Genomic DNA, 16,476 nt, shown 5'->3' on the forward strand with positions numbered 1-16,476 from the left:
CGATGTCAAAGCTACGATCGCGACAACTCTTAGGAAACTTTCCTAAAAGTAATCTTCAATCGGACAAAACCTAACAACCGCTGCAAGGTTACTCGCGCCGACACCCCCCAGGCCCGTGTCTTCACCTCCGCGGGCCGTGCCGTACGGCTTGCGCTCTCACCCCCCGGCGCAAGCCGTACGGCACGCACACCCCCAAAGGAACGAACCGTGAGACTACGCGCGATCCTCTTAGCGCTGGCCACCCTCGCACTCGGACTCCCCGCCCTGCCCGCCCACGCAGCCTCCGCCACCGCCACCTTCGTCAAGGTGTCCGACTGGGGCTCCGGCTTCGAGGGCAAGGTCACCGTCACCAACGGCACCACCACCGCCCTGCCGAGCTGGAACGTGCAGTTCGACGTACCCTCCGGCTTCACCATCCCCTCCGCCTGGGACGCGGTGCTGACCAGGAGCGGCCAGCACTACACCTTCACCAACCCGAGCTGGGCCTCCCCGCTCGCCCCCGGAGCCAGCGTGAGCTTCGGCTTCAACGGCAACCCCGGCAACTTCCCCGGCATCACCGGCTGCACACTGAACGGCGCCTCCTGCGGCGGCGGCTCCAACCCCGGGGTCCCCGGCACACCCGGAGCCGTCAGCACCACCACCACCGGCAACGCGATCACCCTGAGCTGGGGCGCCGCCACCGGCACGGTGACCGGTTACCGCGTCTACGAGGGCACCACCGTCAAGGCCACCACCACCGCCACCACGGCCACGATCAGCGGGCTCGCCGCCTGCGAGACCCACACCTACACGGTCAAGGCGTACAACGCCCAGGGCGAGTCACCCGGCCGGGACGCCACCGCCACCACCACCGGCTGCACGGGCGGCGGCGGCACGCTGCCCAGGCACTTCCTCACCGGCTACTGGCACAACTTCGTCAACCCCGCCGCCGAGCTCAAGCTCTCGGCCGTCCCGAACGAGTACGACCTCATCGCGATCGCGTTCGGCGAGGCCACCGCCAACGCCGGCGAGGTCGTCTTCACCGTCGACCCCGGCCTGGCCACCGCCGTCGGCGGCTACACCGACGCCCAGTTCAAGGCCGACGTCGCCGCCCTGCACCAGCGCGGCAAGAAGGTGATCCTCTCGGTCGGCGGTGAGGCCGGCCGCGTCCAGGTCGCCAGCGCCGCCGCGGCCACGCGCTTCGCCGACTCGGTGTACGCGCTCATGCAGAGCTACGGCTTCGACGGCGTGGACATCGACCTGGAGAACGGCCTGAACGCCACCTACATGGCCCAGGCACTCCGGTCACTGCGCGCCAAGGCCGGCGCCGACCTCATCATCACGATGGCCCCGCAGACCATCGACATGCAGTCGACCGGGATGGAGTACTTCAAGCTCGCCCTGTCCATCAAGGACATCCTCACGGTCGTCCACACGCAGTTCTACAACTCCGGCTCCATGCTCGGCTGCGACCAGGCCCAGGCGTACGCGCAGGGGTCGGTCAACTTCATGACCGCCCTGGCCTGCATCCAGCTCGAGAACGGCCTGCGCCCCGACCAGGTGGCGCTCGGGCTGCCGGCAGGGCCGGGCGCCGCGGGCGGCGGCGTCGTCGCGCCCTCCCTCGTCAACCAGGCACTCGACTGCCTGGCCAAGCGCACCAGCTGCGGGACCTTCGTGCCACCGCGCGCCTACCCCGACATCAGGGGCGCGATGACCTGGTCCATCAACTGGGACGCGAGCAACAACTGGTCGTTCTCCAAGACCGTCAAGCCCCACCTCCAGGGAATGCCATGAAATTTCGTAGCAAACTCACCGCACTGGTGGCCGGCGTCGTCCTCGCGCTGACCGGCGCCGGGCTGACCTCCGCCGCGCCTGCGGCGTACGGGGCGGTGCAGCAGCTGGCTGCCGCCTGGGCGCCGTGGACCTCCTACGCCACCGGCGCGGTCGTCACCTACAACGGCGTGGACTACGTGTGCCTGCAGGCCCACACCTCCCAGCCCGGCTGGGAGCCGCCGAACGTGCCCGCGCTGTGGAAGCAGGGCTCGGGCGGCGGTGGCGGCAACGACACCACGGCTCCGTCCGTGCCGGGCAACCTCCGCTCGACCGGCGTCACCTCCAGCAGCGTCTCCCTGGCCTGGAACGCCTCCACCGACAACGTGGGCGTCACCGGCTACAACGTCTACCGCGGCGGCACCCTCGTCACGACGGTGACCGGCACGTCCTACACCGACACCGGCCGCGCCGCGAGCACCGCCTACACCTACACCGTCCGCGCCCGGGACGCGGCGGGCAACCTGTCCGGCACCAGCAACTCGGTCACCGCGACGACCTCCACCGGCGGCGGTGGCGGGGAGAACCCGACGAAGATGGCCGGAGCGCCGTACCTCTACATGGGCTGGGGCAACCCGCCCAACCCCGGCACGGTCATGGACGCGACGGGCGTGAAGTCGTTCACGATGGCGTTCATCCTGTCCAGCGGCGGCTGCACCCCGGCCTGGGACGGCAACCGGCCGCTGACCGGCGGCGCCGACCAGCAGGCGATCAACACGATCAAGTCGAAGGGCGGCAGCGTCCAGATCTCCTTCGGCGGCTGGCAGGGCAACAAGCTCGGCCCCAACTGCTCCACTCCGCAGGCGTTCGCGAACGCGGTGCAGCAGGTGATCAACGCCGTCGGCCCGGCCGTGGTGGACTTCGACATCGAGAACACCGACGAGTTCGAGAACTACACCGTCCAGGACCGCATCCTGAACGCGCTCAAGATCGTCAAGGCGAACAACCCGAACGTCAAGGTCGTCGTCACCTTCGGCACCACCAGGACCGGCCCCAACAGCCACGGCATCCGCCTGATCAACCAGGCCAGGGCGCTCGGCGTGCCGATCGACAACTACACGATCATGCCGTTCGACTTCGGCAGCGCCGACATCTACCAGGACACCGTCAACGCCTCCGAGGGCCTGAAGAACGCGCTCAAGAGCGCCTTCGGCTGGACCGACGCCCAGGCGTACGCGCACATGGGCATCTCCGGCATGAACGGCCTGTCCGACCAGCAGGAGCTGACCTCGGTCGCCACCTGGACCCAGATCCGCGACTGGGCCAGGTCCAAGGGCCTGACCAGGCTCGCGTACTGGGCCGTCAACCGCGACCGCCCCTGTCCCGGTGGCGGCGTGACCTCGAACTGCAGCGGCATCGCGCAGTCCGACTGGGAGTTCACCCGCATCACCGCGGGTTTCTAGCCCGCTGAGCGGCCCGCCCCCGCGAACCCCGGGGGCGGGCCGCAGTGAGGAAACCCATGAGACTCCGAGCACCGGCGGTCCTGCTCGCCGCCGCCCTCCTCGCCCTCCACGCCACCCCCGCTTCAGCCGCCAATATCGCGATAAATCCGGGTTTTGAGGACGGCCTGACGGGCTGGACCTGCTCCGGAGCCCAGGCCGTGTCGTCCCCGGTGCACGGAGGCACCCGTGCGCTCCAGGCGACCCCGCAGGGCAACGACCTGGCCCGCTGCCAGCAGGCGGTGACCGTCCGTCCGAACACCACCTACCAGCTCTCGGCCTGGGTCCAGGGCGCCTACGTGTTCCTGGGCGCCACGGGCACAGGCGTCAGCACCAGCACGTGGGGCGCCCCCGGCAGTCAGTGGAGCCAGCTCAGAACGTCCTTCACCACGGGCGCCTCCACCACGTCGGTGTCGATCCACGTCAACGGCTGGTACGGCCAGGGCGCCTACCACGCCGACGACGTGGTGCTCGACGGCCCCGGCGGCACCCCGGACACGCAGGCCCCGACCGTGCCCGGCAACGTGGCCGTCGGCGGTGCGACGGCGTCCAGCCTGACCGTGAGCTGGTCGGCCTCCACCGACAACGTCGGAGTGACCCGCTACGAGGTGTCCAGGGACAACGGCACGCCGACGGCGGTCTCCGGAACCAGCCACACAGCGACCGGCCTGTCCCCGCAGACGTCCTACGCCTTCCGCGTCAGGGCCTGCGACGCCGCGGGCAACTGCTCCGCCTACTCGACCCCCGTCACCGGCCGCACCACCGACGACACCACCCCGCCCACCGGCGACATCGGGTACGCCCCGTACATCGACATCACGATGCCCACCCCGTCCCTGGTCAGCGCGGCCAACGCCACCGGCGTCAAGCACTACACGCTGGCCTTCGCGCTCGGCGACAGCTCCGGCTGCAACCCGTCCTGGGGCGGCACGATCCCGATCGGCGACGCGCGCGTCATCAACGACGTCAAGGCGCTGCAGGCGCAGGGCGGCCAGGTGGTCGTGGCCAGCGGCGGGGCGCTGGGGCCGTACCTGGAGCACGTGTGCGGCAGCGTCGCCGCGCTCGTCGGCGCGTACAAGAAGGTGCTGGACACGGTGGGCACCAACCACCTGGACGTGGACGTCGAGGCCAGCATCGACGTCAACAAGGTCAACACCGCGCTCAAGCAGCTCCAGAGCGAGCGCGGCACCGTCGTCAGCTACACGCTGCGGGTGCAGGGCCAGGACTACGGCGTGGACCCGTTCTCGCTGCAGATCCTCCAGGACGCGGCGGCCAAGGGGCTGGAGGTGGTCGTCAACCCGATGCTGATGAACTTCGGCTACACCGGCAACTGGGGCGACGCGATGATCGCCGCCGCGCAGGCCACGCTGGGCCAGATGAAGGGCGTCTGGCCGGGCAGGACCGACGCGCAGCTCAGGCGCATGCTCGGTGTCACCCCCATGATCGGCAAGAACGACACCGGCATGACCACCACGCAGGCCGACGCGCGCAAGCTGCTGGCCTGGGCCAACGCCAACCACATCGGGTTCGTCGGCTTCTGGTCCGCGGCCCGCGACAACGGCGGCTGCCCCGACGGCAGGGTGTCGCCGACGTGCAGCGGGATCGCGCAGTCGAGCTACGAGTTCACGAACATCTTCAAGGGGTTCACCGGATGAGGAGCCTGATCGGCGTCGTGTCGGGGGTGGTGCTGGCCCTCGGGCTGACCGCCGCCCCCGCCCACGCCGCCAATATCGCGATAAATCCGGGTTTCGAGGACGGCCTGACCGGCTGGACGTGCTCAGCGTCCGCCGCCGCGCAGACCGTCTCGGCACCCGTCCACGGCGGCACCAAGGCCCTGCGGGCCACCCCGGCCGGCAGCGACACCGCCAGGTGCCAGCAGACCGTGACCGTCCAGCCGAACACCGCCTACCAGCTCTCCGCCTGGGTCCAGGGCGGCTACGTCTTCCTCGGCGCGACCGGCACCGGCGTGAACGCGAGCACCTGGGCCTCGCCTGGCGCGGCCTGGGCCCAGCTCAGGACGTCCTTCACCACGGGCGCCTCCACCACGTCGGTGTCGATCCACGTCAACGGCTGGTACGGCCAGGGCGCCTACCACGCCGACGACGTGGTGCTCGACGGCCCCGGCGGCACCCCGGACACGCAGGCCCCGACCGTGCCCGGCAACGTGGCCGTCGGCGGCGCGACGGCGTCCAGCCTGACCGTGAGCTGGTCGGCCTCCACCGACAACGTCGGAGTGACCCGCTACGAAGTGTCCAGGGACAACGGCACGCCGACGGCGGTCTCCGGAACCAGCCACACAGCCGGCGGCCTCACCGCCCAGACGTCCTACGCCTTCCGGGTCAGGGCCTGTGACGCGGCCGGCAACTGCTCCGCCTACTCCAACCCCGTCACCGGCACCACGGCCAGCGGCGGTGGCGGCCCCGGCGGCGAGTTGCCGAAGCGGGTCCTGGTCGGTTACCTGCACGCCTCGTTCGCCAACGGGTCCGGATACATCAGGATGAGCGACGTACCGAATGAATGGGACGTCATCAACCTCGCCTTCGGCGAGCCCACCACCGTCACCTCGGGCGACATCAGGTTCCGCCAGTGCCCGGCCGCCGAGTGCCCGAACGTCGAGCCCGAGGCCGACTTCCTCGCCGCCATCAAGGCCAAGCAGGCCGCCGGCAAGAAGGTGCTGATCTCGATCGGCGGCCAGAACGGCCAGGTCCAGCTCACCACGACGGCGGCCCGCGACAAGTTCGTCGAGTCGGTCTCCGCGATCATCGACAGGTACGGCCTCGACGGCCTCGACATCGACTTCGAGGGCCACTCCCTCTACCTCAACCCCGGCGACACGAACCTCGCCGCCCCCACCACCCCGGTCATCGTCAACCTCATCTCCGCGCTGAGGACGCTCAAGAGCCGCTACGGCGCGAAGTTCGTGCTGACCATGGCCCCGGAGACGTTCTTCGTCCAGCTCGGCTACCAGTTCTACGGCCCCGGCCCGAACGGCGCGGCCGACAGCAGAAGCGCCTCCTACCTGCCCGTCATCCACGCCATGCGCGACGCCCTGACCCTGCTGCACGTGCAGGACTACAACTCGGGCCCGATCAGGGGCCTGGACGACCAGTACCACACGATGGGCGGGCACGACTTCCACGTGGCCATGACCGACATGCTGCTGGCCGGCTTCCCGATCATGGGCAACCCGGCCAACGTGTTCCCGCCGCTGCGCCAGGACCAGGTGGCCATCGGGCTGCCCGCCTCGGTCAACGCGGGCAACGGCTTCACCGGCGTCGCGGAGGTGCAGAAGGCGTTCGACTGCCTGGCCAAGGGCAGCAACTGCGGGCCGTACCGGCCGCGCGGGGTCTACCCGGGCCTGCGCGGGCTGATGACCTGGTCGATCAACTGGGACCGGTACAACGGGCACGAGTTCTCCCGCAGCCATCGGGCGTACCTGGACGGGCTCACCTGACCAGCTGCGTCGGCTTGACCGGCAGACCGAGGCCGGGCGGGCGGTAGGTGGGCAGCGCCTCGCCGTACTCGTGCATCCAGGCGTGATCCACCAGCATCCGCATCCGCCCGGCCTCGGCCGGGCCGCCCGGCTCGGTCAGCGGCATGCCGCCGGCCAGCTTGGTCAGGGCCTCGGCCACCAGGTCCGCGTCGGGCGGCGACAGGTCGCAGTGCTCGTCCGGCCCGATCAGCAGGTCCACGGCAGGCGGCAGCGGGTAGATCGGCCGCGGCAGCGCCAGCACCCGGGGCGGCGGCGCCATCGGCCAGCCGTCGGCCACCGCCTCCAGCAGCACCGACCGCGCCGACCTGCGCGCGAACAGGCCCTCCGCCAGCGCCCAGCTCAGCGCGCCCACGTCGGAGCGGTCCTCGCCGCACGCGTGCAGGCACAGGTACGGCACCAGCGGGATCCCCTCCTGCCCCGCCTGCGCCCACCCGCCGCCGCACCCGGTCAGCACCAGCAGCGCGAGCATCGCCCGGTAGGCGGTGTCGGCGTGCGGCGTCTCCAGCCGGCCCGGCACGATCACGCACCGGCCGCCGGTCTTCTCCGCCGTCACCCCCAGCTCGCGCGCCGTCTTCAGCGCCCGCGACGCGGCCACCCCCGTGTACGCCTCCTGCCAGGCGGGCGTGTACGGCTGCGCCCGGTCGTCGTACCCGCCCGGCCAGACGCCCGGCAGCCCGGGCCGCGCCACCCCGTAGCAGGCCAGGACCAGATCGAACACCGTCGTCACCAGCTCGCCGCCGTCGCGCAGCACCGGCACGCCGCGCCGCAGCACCCCCGGCCCGTCGTCGAAGCGCGGCAGCAGCACCTCCACGCTCTCCTCGCCGTACAGGCTGAGCCGCCCGTACGCCCCGCCCGTCAGCCCGCCCGGCACGTACCCCGACTCCCGCTCCCGCAGCCGCACCAGGAACGGCAGGTCCGTGCGCGCCATGGCGTGCTCGGCGAACGGCGTGCGGTCCAGGAAGAACTCCTTGAGCAGCACGTGCCCCATCGCCATGGCCAGCGCCCCGTCCGTGCCCGGCCGCACCACGAGCGTCTCGTCGGACAGCCGCGTCGGGTGCGTGCCGATCGCCACCACCTTCTGCCCCTTGTACCGCCCGGCGATCACCCACGGCGTGTCCGCCGACCGCACCAGCCGGTTGTTCTCCCCCCACAGCAGCACATGCGCCGCCCGCGCCCAGTCGTCGGCCCCCGGACCGGCGAAGCGCGGCCCCAGCACCTGCTCGGGCGCGCACGGCTGCTCGGTCAGCACCGCGCCGCCGAGCCCGCCGACCACCCGCGCCAGCGGCGAGGTGGCCAGCGCCGCCACCTGCTCGGCCCCGTGGCAGGCCGCCGTGTACGCCATCGCCGCCGCCGTCAGCTCCGCGGCCGTCGCCTCGTCCAGCGGTACCCGCCGTTCACCACGGGCTCGCTGGTAGAGCTGTGAGTTCCCTGTGAGTTTCGCCCAGGCCGCGACCGGGTCGCGCAACCCATCTCTCACCTCGAAGTAGAGCCTGACCAGTGCCTGGTTGACCTGCGATCCCCCCATGGAAAAAGTTCAACACAGACGGTGATGTCGTATCGGGATACGTGTCGGCATGTCGGGGATAAGAATTGGAAGCCCTGGTGGCAGTAGTCCTCTGGTTACGGCAGGCTAGAGGCCGCCATGGATTACGCAGTTCTCACGGGGATCGTCCTCGTCGCCGGTGTCGTGCTCGCCCTTGTCGCTCAATGGCGTGATTGGCGTCCGCCTCTCGCCGTCGCCATCCTCGTGGGCGTCGCCGTCCGCGTGCTCATCATGTACACCTCCGCCATCGACAGCTGGCAGCCCGTCGACTTCGTCGAGAGCTTCAAGCCGGCGGGCGAGGCCGTGCTGCGGGGCGAGGACCCGGTGCTGGCCAGCGAGGGCGGCTGGCACTTCCTGCCGACCATCCCGTACGTGTACGGCATCCTGCTGTGGCTGGGCATCCCGTGGGAGTACGCCGGGCGCCTGGTCACCGTGGTCGCCGACATCGTGCTGATCCCGCTGGTCGCCAAGCTGGCCGGTGGCCCCAAGGCGTCGCTGTGCGCGCTGCAGTACGCGCTCAACCCGCTCGCCGTGCTCATCGCCTCCGTCCATGGCCAGGTGGAGCCCGTCGCGCTGGTGTTCGGCGTGGCCGCGTTCGTGGTCGCCAGGGGTCCCGGTGACCCCGACAGGCCGGGCCTGGTCACCGACGTGGTGGGCAGGGTCCGCGCGGGGGTGGCCGCGTACGGCGTGCGGGCCTCCGTCCCGCGCGTGATCGGCCGGGGCGGCATGCTGCACCGGGCCCTGCTGCCCGGCCCCGACGACCGCGCCGACCTCAAGCGCGGCCTGCTGGCCGGCGTGCTGATGGGCCTGGCGCTGTGCGCGAAGAGCTGGCCGATCTGGCTGATCCCCGGCTTCCTGCTGCTCCTGCCGAACCTGCGCGCGCGCATCGCCGCCCTGTTCACCACCGGCGCGGTGCCGATCTTCTTCTTCGTGACGCTGCCGATCTTCGCGGGCACGTCGATCAACCAGCTCCCGGCGGTCATCGACACCATCCGCGACATCCGGCCCATCGTGGGCGAGTGGGGCTGGACCCCGTGGTTCACCGGGGGCAGCTGGGATCTGCGGCCCGAGCTGGCCTCGTTCGGCACCAACCTCATCTACGTCTGCGTCGTCCTGGTCGTCCTGTGGTGGCGCCGGGCCGACCCGATCGACATGACGACGGCCATCCTGCTCGTCTTCATGGTCGTCACGCCCCGGCTCGGCGCCCAGTACCTCCTGTGGTTCATGCCGTTCCTGGTGGCCAGGCCCACCCGGTTCGCCTGGCCGGCCATCATCGGCGTCTCGCTGTGGTCCGGCTACGGCTACCTCGTCATGACGCAGTTCGACGTCAACGGCTGGTGGCTGCAGCACTCCTACTGGTCGCGGGCCTCGATCGTGCTGCTGCCGATCCTCGCGCTGGCCATGCCGTGGGGCCGCCGCGTCGCGGCGGTCCCGGCACTGCAGACGTCGCTCTCCCCTCAGGTCACCGGCATAGGCGCCCCCACAAGGTGACCCACTGGTCGGGGTGGACGTGGCCCACGACGGCGTCGCGCGCCACCCCGGCAGCCGCCAGCGCGGCGTCCACGCCGTCGTAGCGGGCCTTCAGCGAGGCGCGCACCGAGCCGCCCACGCCGCCGAAGCCCAGCTCCACCAGCTCCTGGTAGGAGCGGCGGCCGAACACCAGCGGCTCGGGCCTGCGCTCCAGGCGCACGATCGCCGAGTCGACGGACGGCACGGGACGGAAGCTCTCCCTGCCGATCGGGTCGCCCAGCCGCCAGTCGAACCACGGCCACGACTCCACCGTGACCAGGCTCCACCGGCCGTAGTCGCCGGTGCGCTTGCGGGCGTACTCCCGCTGCGTGAGCAGCGTCGCCGAGGTCAGGGCCGGCGCCCGCAGGCACCAGTCCACGATCTTCGACGTGACGGAGTAGGGGATGTTCCCCACGACCGCGAACGGCTCGCGCGGTGCCCGCGCCGCCGTGAAGTCGCCCCTGACCACGTCGATGCGGGAGTCGCCGCGCGTACGGGAGGCCAGCCGCCCGGCCAGCCGGGGATCGAGCTCGTAGCCGATCACCCGCGCGCCCGCCTCGGCCAGCGCCAGGGTGAGCGCCCCCTCGCCGGGCCCGGGCTCCAGCACGAGCCCCTCGGGCGCGGCCGCCTTGATCATCAGCTCGACGGCATGCCTGTCGACCAGGAAGTTCTGCGACAGCTCACGCCGCGCCCGATCCACGGGCGTGCGACCGCCACCGCCGCCTTTCCTGGCCTTCTTCTGGGTGTGTGAATAGTTTCCGTGCGCGAAATTCTGCGCCACAGCACTGCCCTTCCGGGTCCTCGAGATGAAACGGGTCTCGAAGGGCCCTGGGCGCGCCTGCGGACGCTCGGCTCAGGTCTGTGCAGTCACCGCGTCCGCTAGCGGGCCAGAGCCCGGCCGCGGCGGATGCGAATGAAAACCTGGCAGGTGAACATGCATGACATGCCCGCCACGGTAGGCGGCCGGTTCGCGGCCGGGCAACCGAATAAACGCTTTGAGCCCGCTTTGAAGTGGCTCGGGTAAACCTTGGAGCATGGACCGACCGGCCAGGGTGCTCGTCGTGGACGACGAGCCGAACATCCGCGCCCTGCTCTCCCAGACGTTGCGCCTGGTCTCGTTCGAGGTCAGGACGGCGGAGACGGGTGCGGAGGCGGTGACGGCCGCCAGGGAGTTCCGGCCCGACCTCGTGGTGCTCGACGTGATGCTGGAGGACTTCGACGGGTTCGAGGTTGCCAGACGGCTCGGCGAGAGCGTCCCCGTGCTGTTCCTGACCGCCCGCGACGGCGTCGAGGACCGCGTGCAGGGGCTCACGCTGGGCGCCGACGACTACGTGGCCAAGCCGTTCAGCCTGGAGGAGGTCGTGCTGCGCATCCGCGCCATCCTGCGCCGCAGCCGCGCCGCCCCCGAGCCGGACGTGCTGCGCTACGCCGACCTGGAGCTGGACCCGCAGGCCCACGAGGTACGCAGGGCAGGCGTGCCGGTCGACCTGTCGCCCACCGAGTTCAACCTGCTCGAATACCTGCTCACCAACGCCGGCCGGGTGGTCAGCAAGGCGCAGATCCTCGACAACGTCTGGCGCTACGACTTCGACGGCGACTCCAGCATCGTCGAGTCCTACGTCTACTACCTGCGCAAGAAGATCGACACGTTCGAGCCGCAGCTCATCCACACCGTGCGCGGTGTCGGCTACACCCTGAGGACCCCCCGATGAGAGCCTGGAGCCTGCGCGCCCGCCTCGTGATGGCCGTGCTCGGGCTCGCCGCGCTCGGCCTCGTGCTGTCCAACGTCATCGGCATCGCCCTGCTGCGCGACCATCTGATGGACCGCGTGGACGGCCAGCTCCAGCAGCTCACCCGCGTCTCCAGCGTCAAGGCCATCCAGTCGCTCACCCAGCTGCCGACCGGGTGGAACGAGGTGCTGCGCAAGCGCCTGGCCGCCCTCCCCGCGGTCATGATCTTCGGCCCCGACGGCACCCTCCGCTCCTCCGGCAGCGCCGACTCCGGCCCCCGCCCCGTCGTCGGCGACATCGAGGTCGACGTCAACCGCACCGTCCCCGGCACCACCGGCCCGTCGTGGCGGGTCCGCGCCGTGCGGATGCCCGACGGCGGCACCATGGTCTTCGCCCAGTCGCTGGCCGAGCTGGAGCAGACGCAGACCGCGGCCGCCGCCATCGCCGTCGCCGTCAGCCTCTCCGTGCTGCTCCTGCTCGGGCTGGCCGCCAGCACCGTGGTACGCCTCGGCCTGCGCCCGCTGACCCGGATGGAGTCCACGGCCGGGCACATCGCCAGAGGTGACTTCGCCCGCCGGGTCCACGCCGAGGACCCCCACACCGAGCCGGGCCGCCTGGCCATCGCCATGAACGTGATGCTCGACCGGCTGCAATCCGAGATCGCCGCCAGGACCGACTCCGAGGCCCGTATGCGCCGCTTCCTCGCCGACGCCTCCCACGAGCTGCGCACCCCGCTCACCTCCGTGCGCGGCTTCGCCGAGCTGCACCGCAGGGGCGGCGGCGACGCCGACGAGGCCATGCGCCGGATCGAGGACGAGGCCGCCAGGATGGGCGTGCTGGTCAACGACCTGCTCACGCTCGCCCAGCTCGACGAGGAACGCCCGCTCGACCGCCGCCCCGTGGACCTGCTCGAAGTGGCCGCCGACACCATCCGCGACGCCCGCGTACGCGTGCCGGACCGGCAGGTCAGGCTGGCCGGGCTGGACGGCAGGCTCACCCCCGTCTCCGTCGTGGGCGACGAGGCCCGCCTGCGCCAGGTCGCCGCCAACCTCGTCGGCAACGCGCTCTGCCACACCCCGCCCGAGGCGTCCATCACGGTCAAGGTCGGCAGCGCGGGGCGGCAGGGCGTGCTGGAGATCTCCGACACCGGGCCGGGCATCCCGGCCGAGCACGTGCCGCACCTGTTCGACCGCCTCTACCGGGTCGGCCCCGGCCGCTCCAGGGCCGACGGCGGCGCCGGGCTCGGCCTGGCCATCGTCGCCGCCATCGTGCGCGCCCACGGCGGTCGCGTCGAGCTGGACACCGCGCCCGGCGAGGGCACCACGTTCCGCGTACTCCTACCTGGCTCCGAGGTGACTCCGAGCCCGCTCTGAACGGCGCTCGGCACATTCGGAGTCATGACAAGGACACTCCTGGCCGCAGCCGTCCTCGCCGTCCTGGCGGCGGGCTGCGGCACCCAGCAGAGCGGCACCGGCGTCGCCTCGGTGACCGCCGCCACCTCTGGCGCCACCTCTGGCGCCACCTCTGGCGCCACCTCCGCCCCCAGCCCCAGTGCCTCCATCGATCCCCAGGAGCAGGGCAGGAAGTTCGCCCAGTGCATGCGCGAGCACGGCGTGCCCATGGAGGACCCGGCGCCCGACGGCAGCGGCGGGCTCTCCCTGATCACCGGCAAGGCCGACGGCAAGACCAAGCAGGCCATCCAGGCGTGCCGTCACCTCGCCCCGTTCAAGGACCGCAAGGCGGCCTCGCCGCAGGACGTCGAGCAGCTCCGCGAGTTCGCCCGGTGCATGCGTGAGAACGGCGTGGACATGCCCGACCCCAGCCCCGACGGCACCTTCGGGGGCGGCGCGGGCGCCATCAAGCGCGACGACCCGGCGTTCCAGAAGGCGTTCGAGGCCTGCCGCGGCAGCTTCCCCGCGATGGGAGCGACCAAGTGACCGACGTCGGGCAGGCCCCCTCGCCGGCCCCTTCGCCGGCCCCTTCGCCGGCCTCCGCGCAAGCCTCCGGGCAGACCCCCGCGCCGGCCTCTGAGACGGCCCTGCGTGCCCTGCCGCCGCGCCGGCGCGGCCCTCTGCGGGCCCTGGCCTGGACCGGCGGCGCCGCGTTGCTCGCCGCCGCCGTCGGGGCCGCCGCCGTGGGCTTCGGCGGCGGCAGCGCCGGTACGGCCGTGACGGGCCGCACCCCGCCCGCCACCGCCCAGGTGACCCGCACGACGCTCACCGCGACCAAGACCGTGGACGGCACCCTCGGCTACGGCGACACCGTCACGGTCAGCGCCAAGTCGCAGGGCACGATCACCTGGCTGCCCGCGGAGGGTTCCACCATCACCCGCGGCCACGCCGTCTACAGCGTGGACGCCGACCGCCGCCCCCTGCTGTACGGCACCATGCCCCTGTACCGCGAGCTGCGCGACGGTGTCGAGGGCAAGGACGTCGAACTGCTCGAACGCAACCTCGACGAACTCGGCTACGACGGCTTCGACGTGGACGGCACCTTCACCTGGGCCACCAGGGAGGCGGTCGAGGACTGGCAGGACGACCTCGGCCTCGACGTCACCGGCACCGTACAGCCGGGCGACGTCGTCGTGGCCGACGGCCGCATCCGTGTCGCCGAGCTGCGCAAGGCACTCGGCGACACCGCGAGCGGCCCCGTCCTCGACGCCACCGGCACCACCCGCGAGGTGCGCGTCGCCCTCGACGTCGCCGACGAGCACCTCGTCGAGCGCGGCATGCGGGCCACCGTCGAGCTGCCCGACGGCGCCACCGTCAACGGCGAGGTCACCGGCGTGGGCAAGGTCGCCACCGAGACCACCAGCGGCAACGACACCGCCACCACCGTCGAGGTGAAGGTGTCGGTGAGCGGGCTCAAGCAGCCGTACGACGCCGCCCCCGTGGACGTCACCATCGTCTCCGAGCGGCGCGAGAACGTGCTGGCCGTTCCCGTCGGCGCGCTGCTCGCCCTGGCCGAGGGCGGTTACGGCGTGCAGGTCGTGCAGGGCACGGCCACCCGCTACGCCGCGGTCGAGGTGGGCCTGTTCGCCGACGGCAAGGTCGAGGTCGAAGGCCTGCCCGAGGGCGCCACCGTGGCGGTGCCCCGGTGATCGCCGAGCTGCGCGACGTCAGCAAGCACTACGGCGACGTCGCCGCGCTGCGCGGGGTCCGGCTGGGCATCGGTCACGGCGAGCTCGTCGGCATCGTCGGCCCGTCCGGCTCGGGCAAGTCCACGATGCTCAACATGCTCGGCACCCTCGACCGCCCGTCCGCCGGGATCGTCCGCATCGCCGGGCACGACGTGCTCGCGCTCACCGACAGGCAGCTGTCCGCGCTGCGCGCGACCGTCATCGGCTTCGTCTTCCAGCAGTTCCACCTGGCCGCCGGCGTGCCCGCGCTGGACAACGTGGCCGACGGCCTGCTGTACGCGGGCCCGCCGCTGCGTGAGCGGCGGCTGCGGGCGTACGAGGCGCTCGAACGCGTCGGCCTCGGGCACCGGGCCGGCCACCGCCCGCACGAGCTGTCCGGCGGCGAGCGGCAGCGCGTCGCCATCGCCCGCGCCGTGGTCGGCGGCCCGCGCCTGCTGCTGGCCGACGAGCCCACCGGCAACCTCGACTCCCGCTCGGGAGCCGGCGTGATGGCGCTGCTGCGCGAGCTGAACGCGGCCGGCACCACCGTGGTCGTCATCACCCATGACCGCGACATCGCCGCGTCGCTGCCCCGCCAGGTGGAGATGCTCGACGGGATGGTGCGATGACCGCCCTCGTCCCCGCCCGCCTGCGCCCCCGCGACGTCGTCAGGGTCGGCGGGGCCGGCCTGCGCGCCAGGCCGCTGCGCGTGTTCCTGTCGGCGCTGGGCATCGCCATCGGCATCGCCGCCATGCTCGGCGTCGTCGGCATCTCCGCCTCCAGCCAGGAGGACCTCAACCGGCAGCTCGCCGCGCTCGGCACGAACCTGCTCACCGTCTCGCCCGGCAAGACCCTGTTCGGCGAGTCCTCCCACCTGCCCGCCGAGGCCGAGGGCATGATCGGCCAGATCGCCCCCGTCACCGCCGTCACCGCGACCGGCACCACGCAGGCCAGGGTCTACCGCAACGACCACGTCCCCGAGGGGGAGAGCGGCAGCATCTCCGTCACCGCCGCCCGCCTCGACCTGATCGAGGACGCCGGCGCCGCCGTCGCCACCGGCACCTGGCTGAACGCGGCCACCCACCGCTACCCGGCCACCGTGCTCGGCGCCAAGGCCGCCGACCGGCTCGGCGTCGTCCACGCGGGCCCCGACCAGCGGGTCTGGCTCGGCGGGCAGTGGTTCACCGTCGTCGGCGTGCTCGCCCCCGCCCCCCTGGCGCCCGAGCTCGACACGGCCGCCCTGGTCGGCTGGCCGGTCGCGGAGGAGCGGCTCGGCTTCGACGGCTACGCCACCACCATCTACGCCAGAGCCCAGGAGGCGTACGTCGTCGAGGTGCGCGGCGTGCTCGGCGCCACCGCCAACCCCGAGCAGCCCAACGAGGTCGAGGTCTCCCGCCCCTCCGACGCGCTGGCCGCCAAGCAGGCCACCGACGCCACCCTGAACGCGCTGCTGCTGGGTCTCGGCGGTGTCGCGCTGCTCGTCGGCGGCGTGGGCGTGGCCAACACGATGGTGATCTCGGTCCTGGAGCGTCGCGCGGAGATCGGCCTGCGCCGCTCCCTGGGGGCCACCCGCGGGCAGATCCGCGTCCAGTTCCTCGCCGAGTCGCTGCTGCTGTCGGCCATCGGCGGCGTCGGCGGGGTGCTGCTCGGCATCGGCGTCACGGCCGCGTACGCGGGCCTGCAGGGGTGGCCGGCGATCGTGCCGGTCTGGGCGATGGCCGGCGGGGTGCTGGCCACGCTCGCCATCGGCGGCGTCGCCGGCTTCTACCCGGCGGTGCGGGCGGCCCGGATGTCCCCCACGGAGGCCCTGGCCACGCAGTGACCGGTGACGGGAT

13 protein-coding genes are annotated in these 16,476 nt (G+C 72.0%); 11 read left to right on the top strand and 2 right to left on the bottom strand.

The window, feature by feature from the left end; genetic code table 11:
* The first annotated feature begins 207 nt into the window (after positions 1–207).
* The 4 genes from LCN96_RS10275 to LCN96_RS10290 are packed head-to-tail and all read left to right on the top strand — an operon-like array spanning position 208 to position 6,702.
* Positions 208–1,773, top strand: coding sequence for a chitinase (locus LCN96_RS10275; protein ID WP_225272360.1), 1,566 nt, complete (start codon positions 208–210; stop codon positions 1,771–1,773).
* On the top strand, positions 1,770–3,212 hold the full coding sequence (locus LCN96_RS56490; RefSeq protein WP_263657464.1) for a carbohydrate-binding protein: 1,443 nt from the start codon (positions 1,770–1,772) through the stop codon (positions 3,210–3,212). The genes LCN96_RS10275 and LCN96_RS56490 overlap by 4 nt, the downstream gene beginning before the upstream one ends.
* Before the next feature lie 56 nt (positions 3,213–3,268).
* Positions 3,269–4,903: a carbohydrate binding domain-containing protein gene (locus tag LCN96_RS10285; RefSeq protein WP_225272361.1), complete on the top strand. Its 1,635-nt coding sequence runs from the start codon at positions 3,269–3,271 to the stop codon at positions 4,901–4,903.
* Positions 4,900–6,702: a chitinase gene (locus LCN96_RS10290; protein WP_225272362.1), complete on the top strand. Its 1,803-nt coding sequence runs from the start codon at positions 4,900–4,902 to the stop codon at positions 6,700–6,702. The genes LCN96_RS10285 and LCN96_RS10290 overlap by 4 nt, the downstream gene beginning before the upstream one ends.
* Here LCN96_RS10290 and LCN96_RS10295 read toward each other — a convergent pair.
* Complete coding sequence (locus LCN96_RS10295) at positions 6,695–8,266, bottom strand: molybdopterin-dependent oxidoreductase (RefSeq protein WP_225272363.1); 1,572 nt, start codon at positions 8,264–8,266, stop codon at positions 6,695–6,697. The genes LCN96_RS10290 and LCN96_RS10295 overlap by 8 nt on opposite strands.
* Before the next feature lie 117 nt (positions 8,267–8,383).
* On the opposite strand from LCN96_RS10295, the gene LCN96_RS10300 reads away from it, so the two are divergent.
* Positions 8,384–9,775, top strand: coding sequence for a hypothetical protein (locus tag LCN96_RS10300; RefSeq protein WP_225272364.1), 1,392 nt, complete (start codon positions 8,384–8,386; stop codon positions 9,773–9,775).
* On the opposite strand, the gene erm is transcribed toward LCN96_RS10300, so the two are convergent.
* Positions 9,747–10,493, bottom strand: coding sequence for an ErmE/ErmH/ErmO/ErmR family 23S rRNA (adenine(2058)-N(6))-methyltransferase (gene erm, locus LCN96_RS10305; RefSeq protein WP_225272365.1), 747 nt, complete (start codon positions 10,491–10,493; stop codon positions 9,747–9,749). The genes LCN96_RS10300 and erm overlap by 29 nt on opposite strands.
* 334 nt (positions 10,494–10,827) lie before the next feature.
* On the opposite strand from erm, the gene LCN96_RS10310 reads away from it, so the two are divergent.
* Genes LCN96_RS10310 through LCN96_RS10335 form a run of 6 tightly spaced genes read left to right on the top strand, consistent with a single transcriptional unit; the run spans position 10,828 to position 16,463 of the window.
* On the top strand, positions 10,828–11,505 hold the full coding sequence (locus LCN96_RS10310) for a response regulator transcription factor (protein WP_225272366.1): 678 nt from the start codon (positions 10,828–10,830) through the stop codon (positions 11,503–11,505).
* Positions 11,502–12,896 (top strand): sensor histidine kinase, encoded by a 1,395-nt coding sequence (locus tag LCN96_RS10315; RefSeq protein ID WP_225272367.1) that lies wholly within the window; start codon positions 11,502–11,504, stop codon positions 12,894–12,896. Before LCN96_RS10310 ends, LCN96_RS10315 begins: the two co-directional genes overlap by 4 nt.
* A gap of 24 nt (positions 12,897–12,920) precedes the next feature.
* Entirely contained in the window at positions 12,921–13,460 is a 540-nt protein-coding gene (locus tag LCN96_RS10320) for a hypothetical protein (RefSeq protein WP_225272368.1), read from the top strand.
* Positions 13,457–14,623, top strand: a complete 1,167-nt coding sequence (locus LCN96_RS10325; RefSeq protein WP_225272369.1) for a peptidoglycan-binding domain-containing protein — start codon at positions 13,457–13,459, stop codon at positions 14,621–14,623. The genes LCN96_RS10320 and LCN96_RS10325 overlap by 4 nt, the downstream gene beginning before the upstream one ends.
* Complete coding sequence (locus tag LCN96_RS10330) at positions 14,623–15,270, top strand: ABC transporter ATP-binding protein (protein ID WP_225275952.1); 648 nt, start codon at positions 14,623–14,625, stop codon at positions 15,268–15,270. Before LCN96_RS10325 ends, LCN96_RS10330 begins: the two co-directional genes overlap by 1 nt.
* On the top strand, positions 15,267–16,463 hold the full coding sequence (locus tag LCN96_RS10335) for an ABC transporter permease (protein WP_225272370.1): 1,197 nt from the start codon (positions 15,267–15,269) through the stop codon (positions 16,461–16,463). The genes LCN96_RS10330 and LCN96_RS10335 overlap by 4 nt, the downstream gene beginning before the upstream one ends.
* The last annotated feature ends 13 nt before the right edge of the window (positions 16,464–16,476 follow it).

This window comes from Nonomuraea gerenzanensis (assembly GCF_020215645.1).
In the GTDB taxonomy this organism is placed as follows: Bacteria; Actinomycetota; Actinomycetes; order Streptosporangiales; family Streptosporangiaceae; genus Nonomuraea; species Nonomuraea gerenzanensis.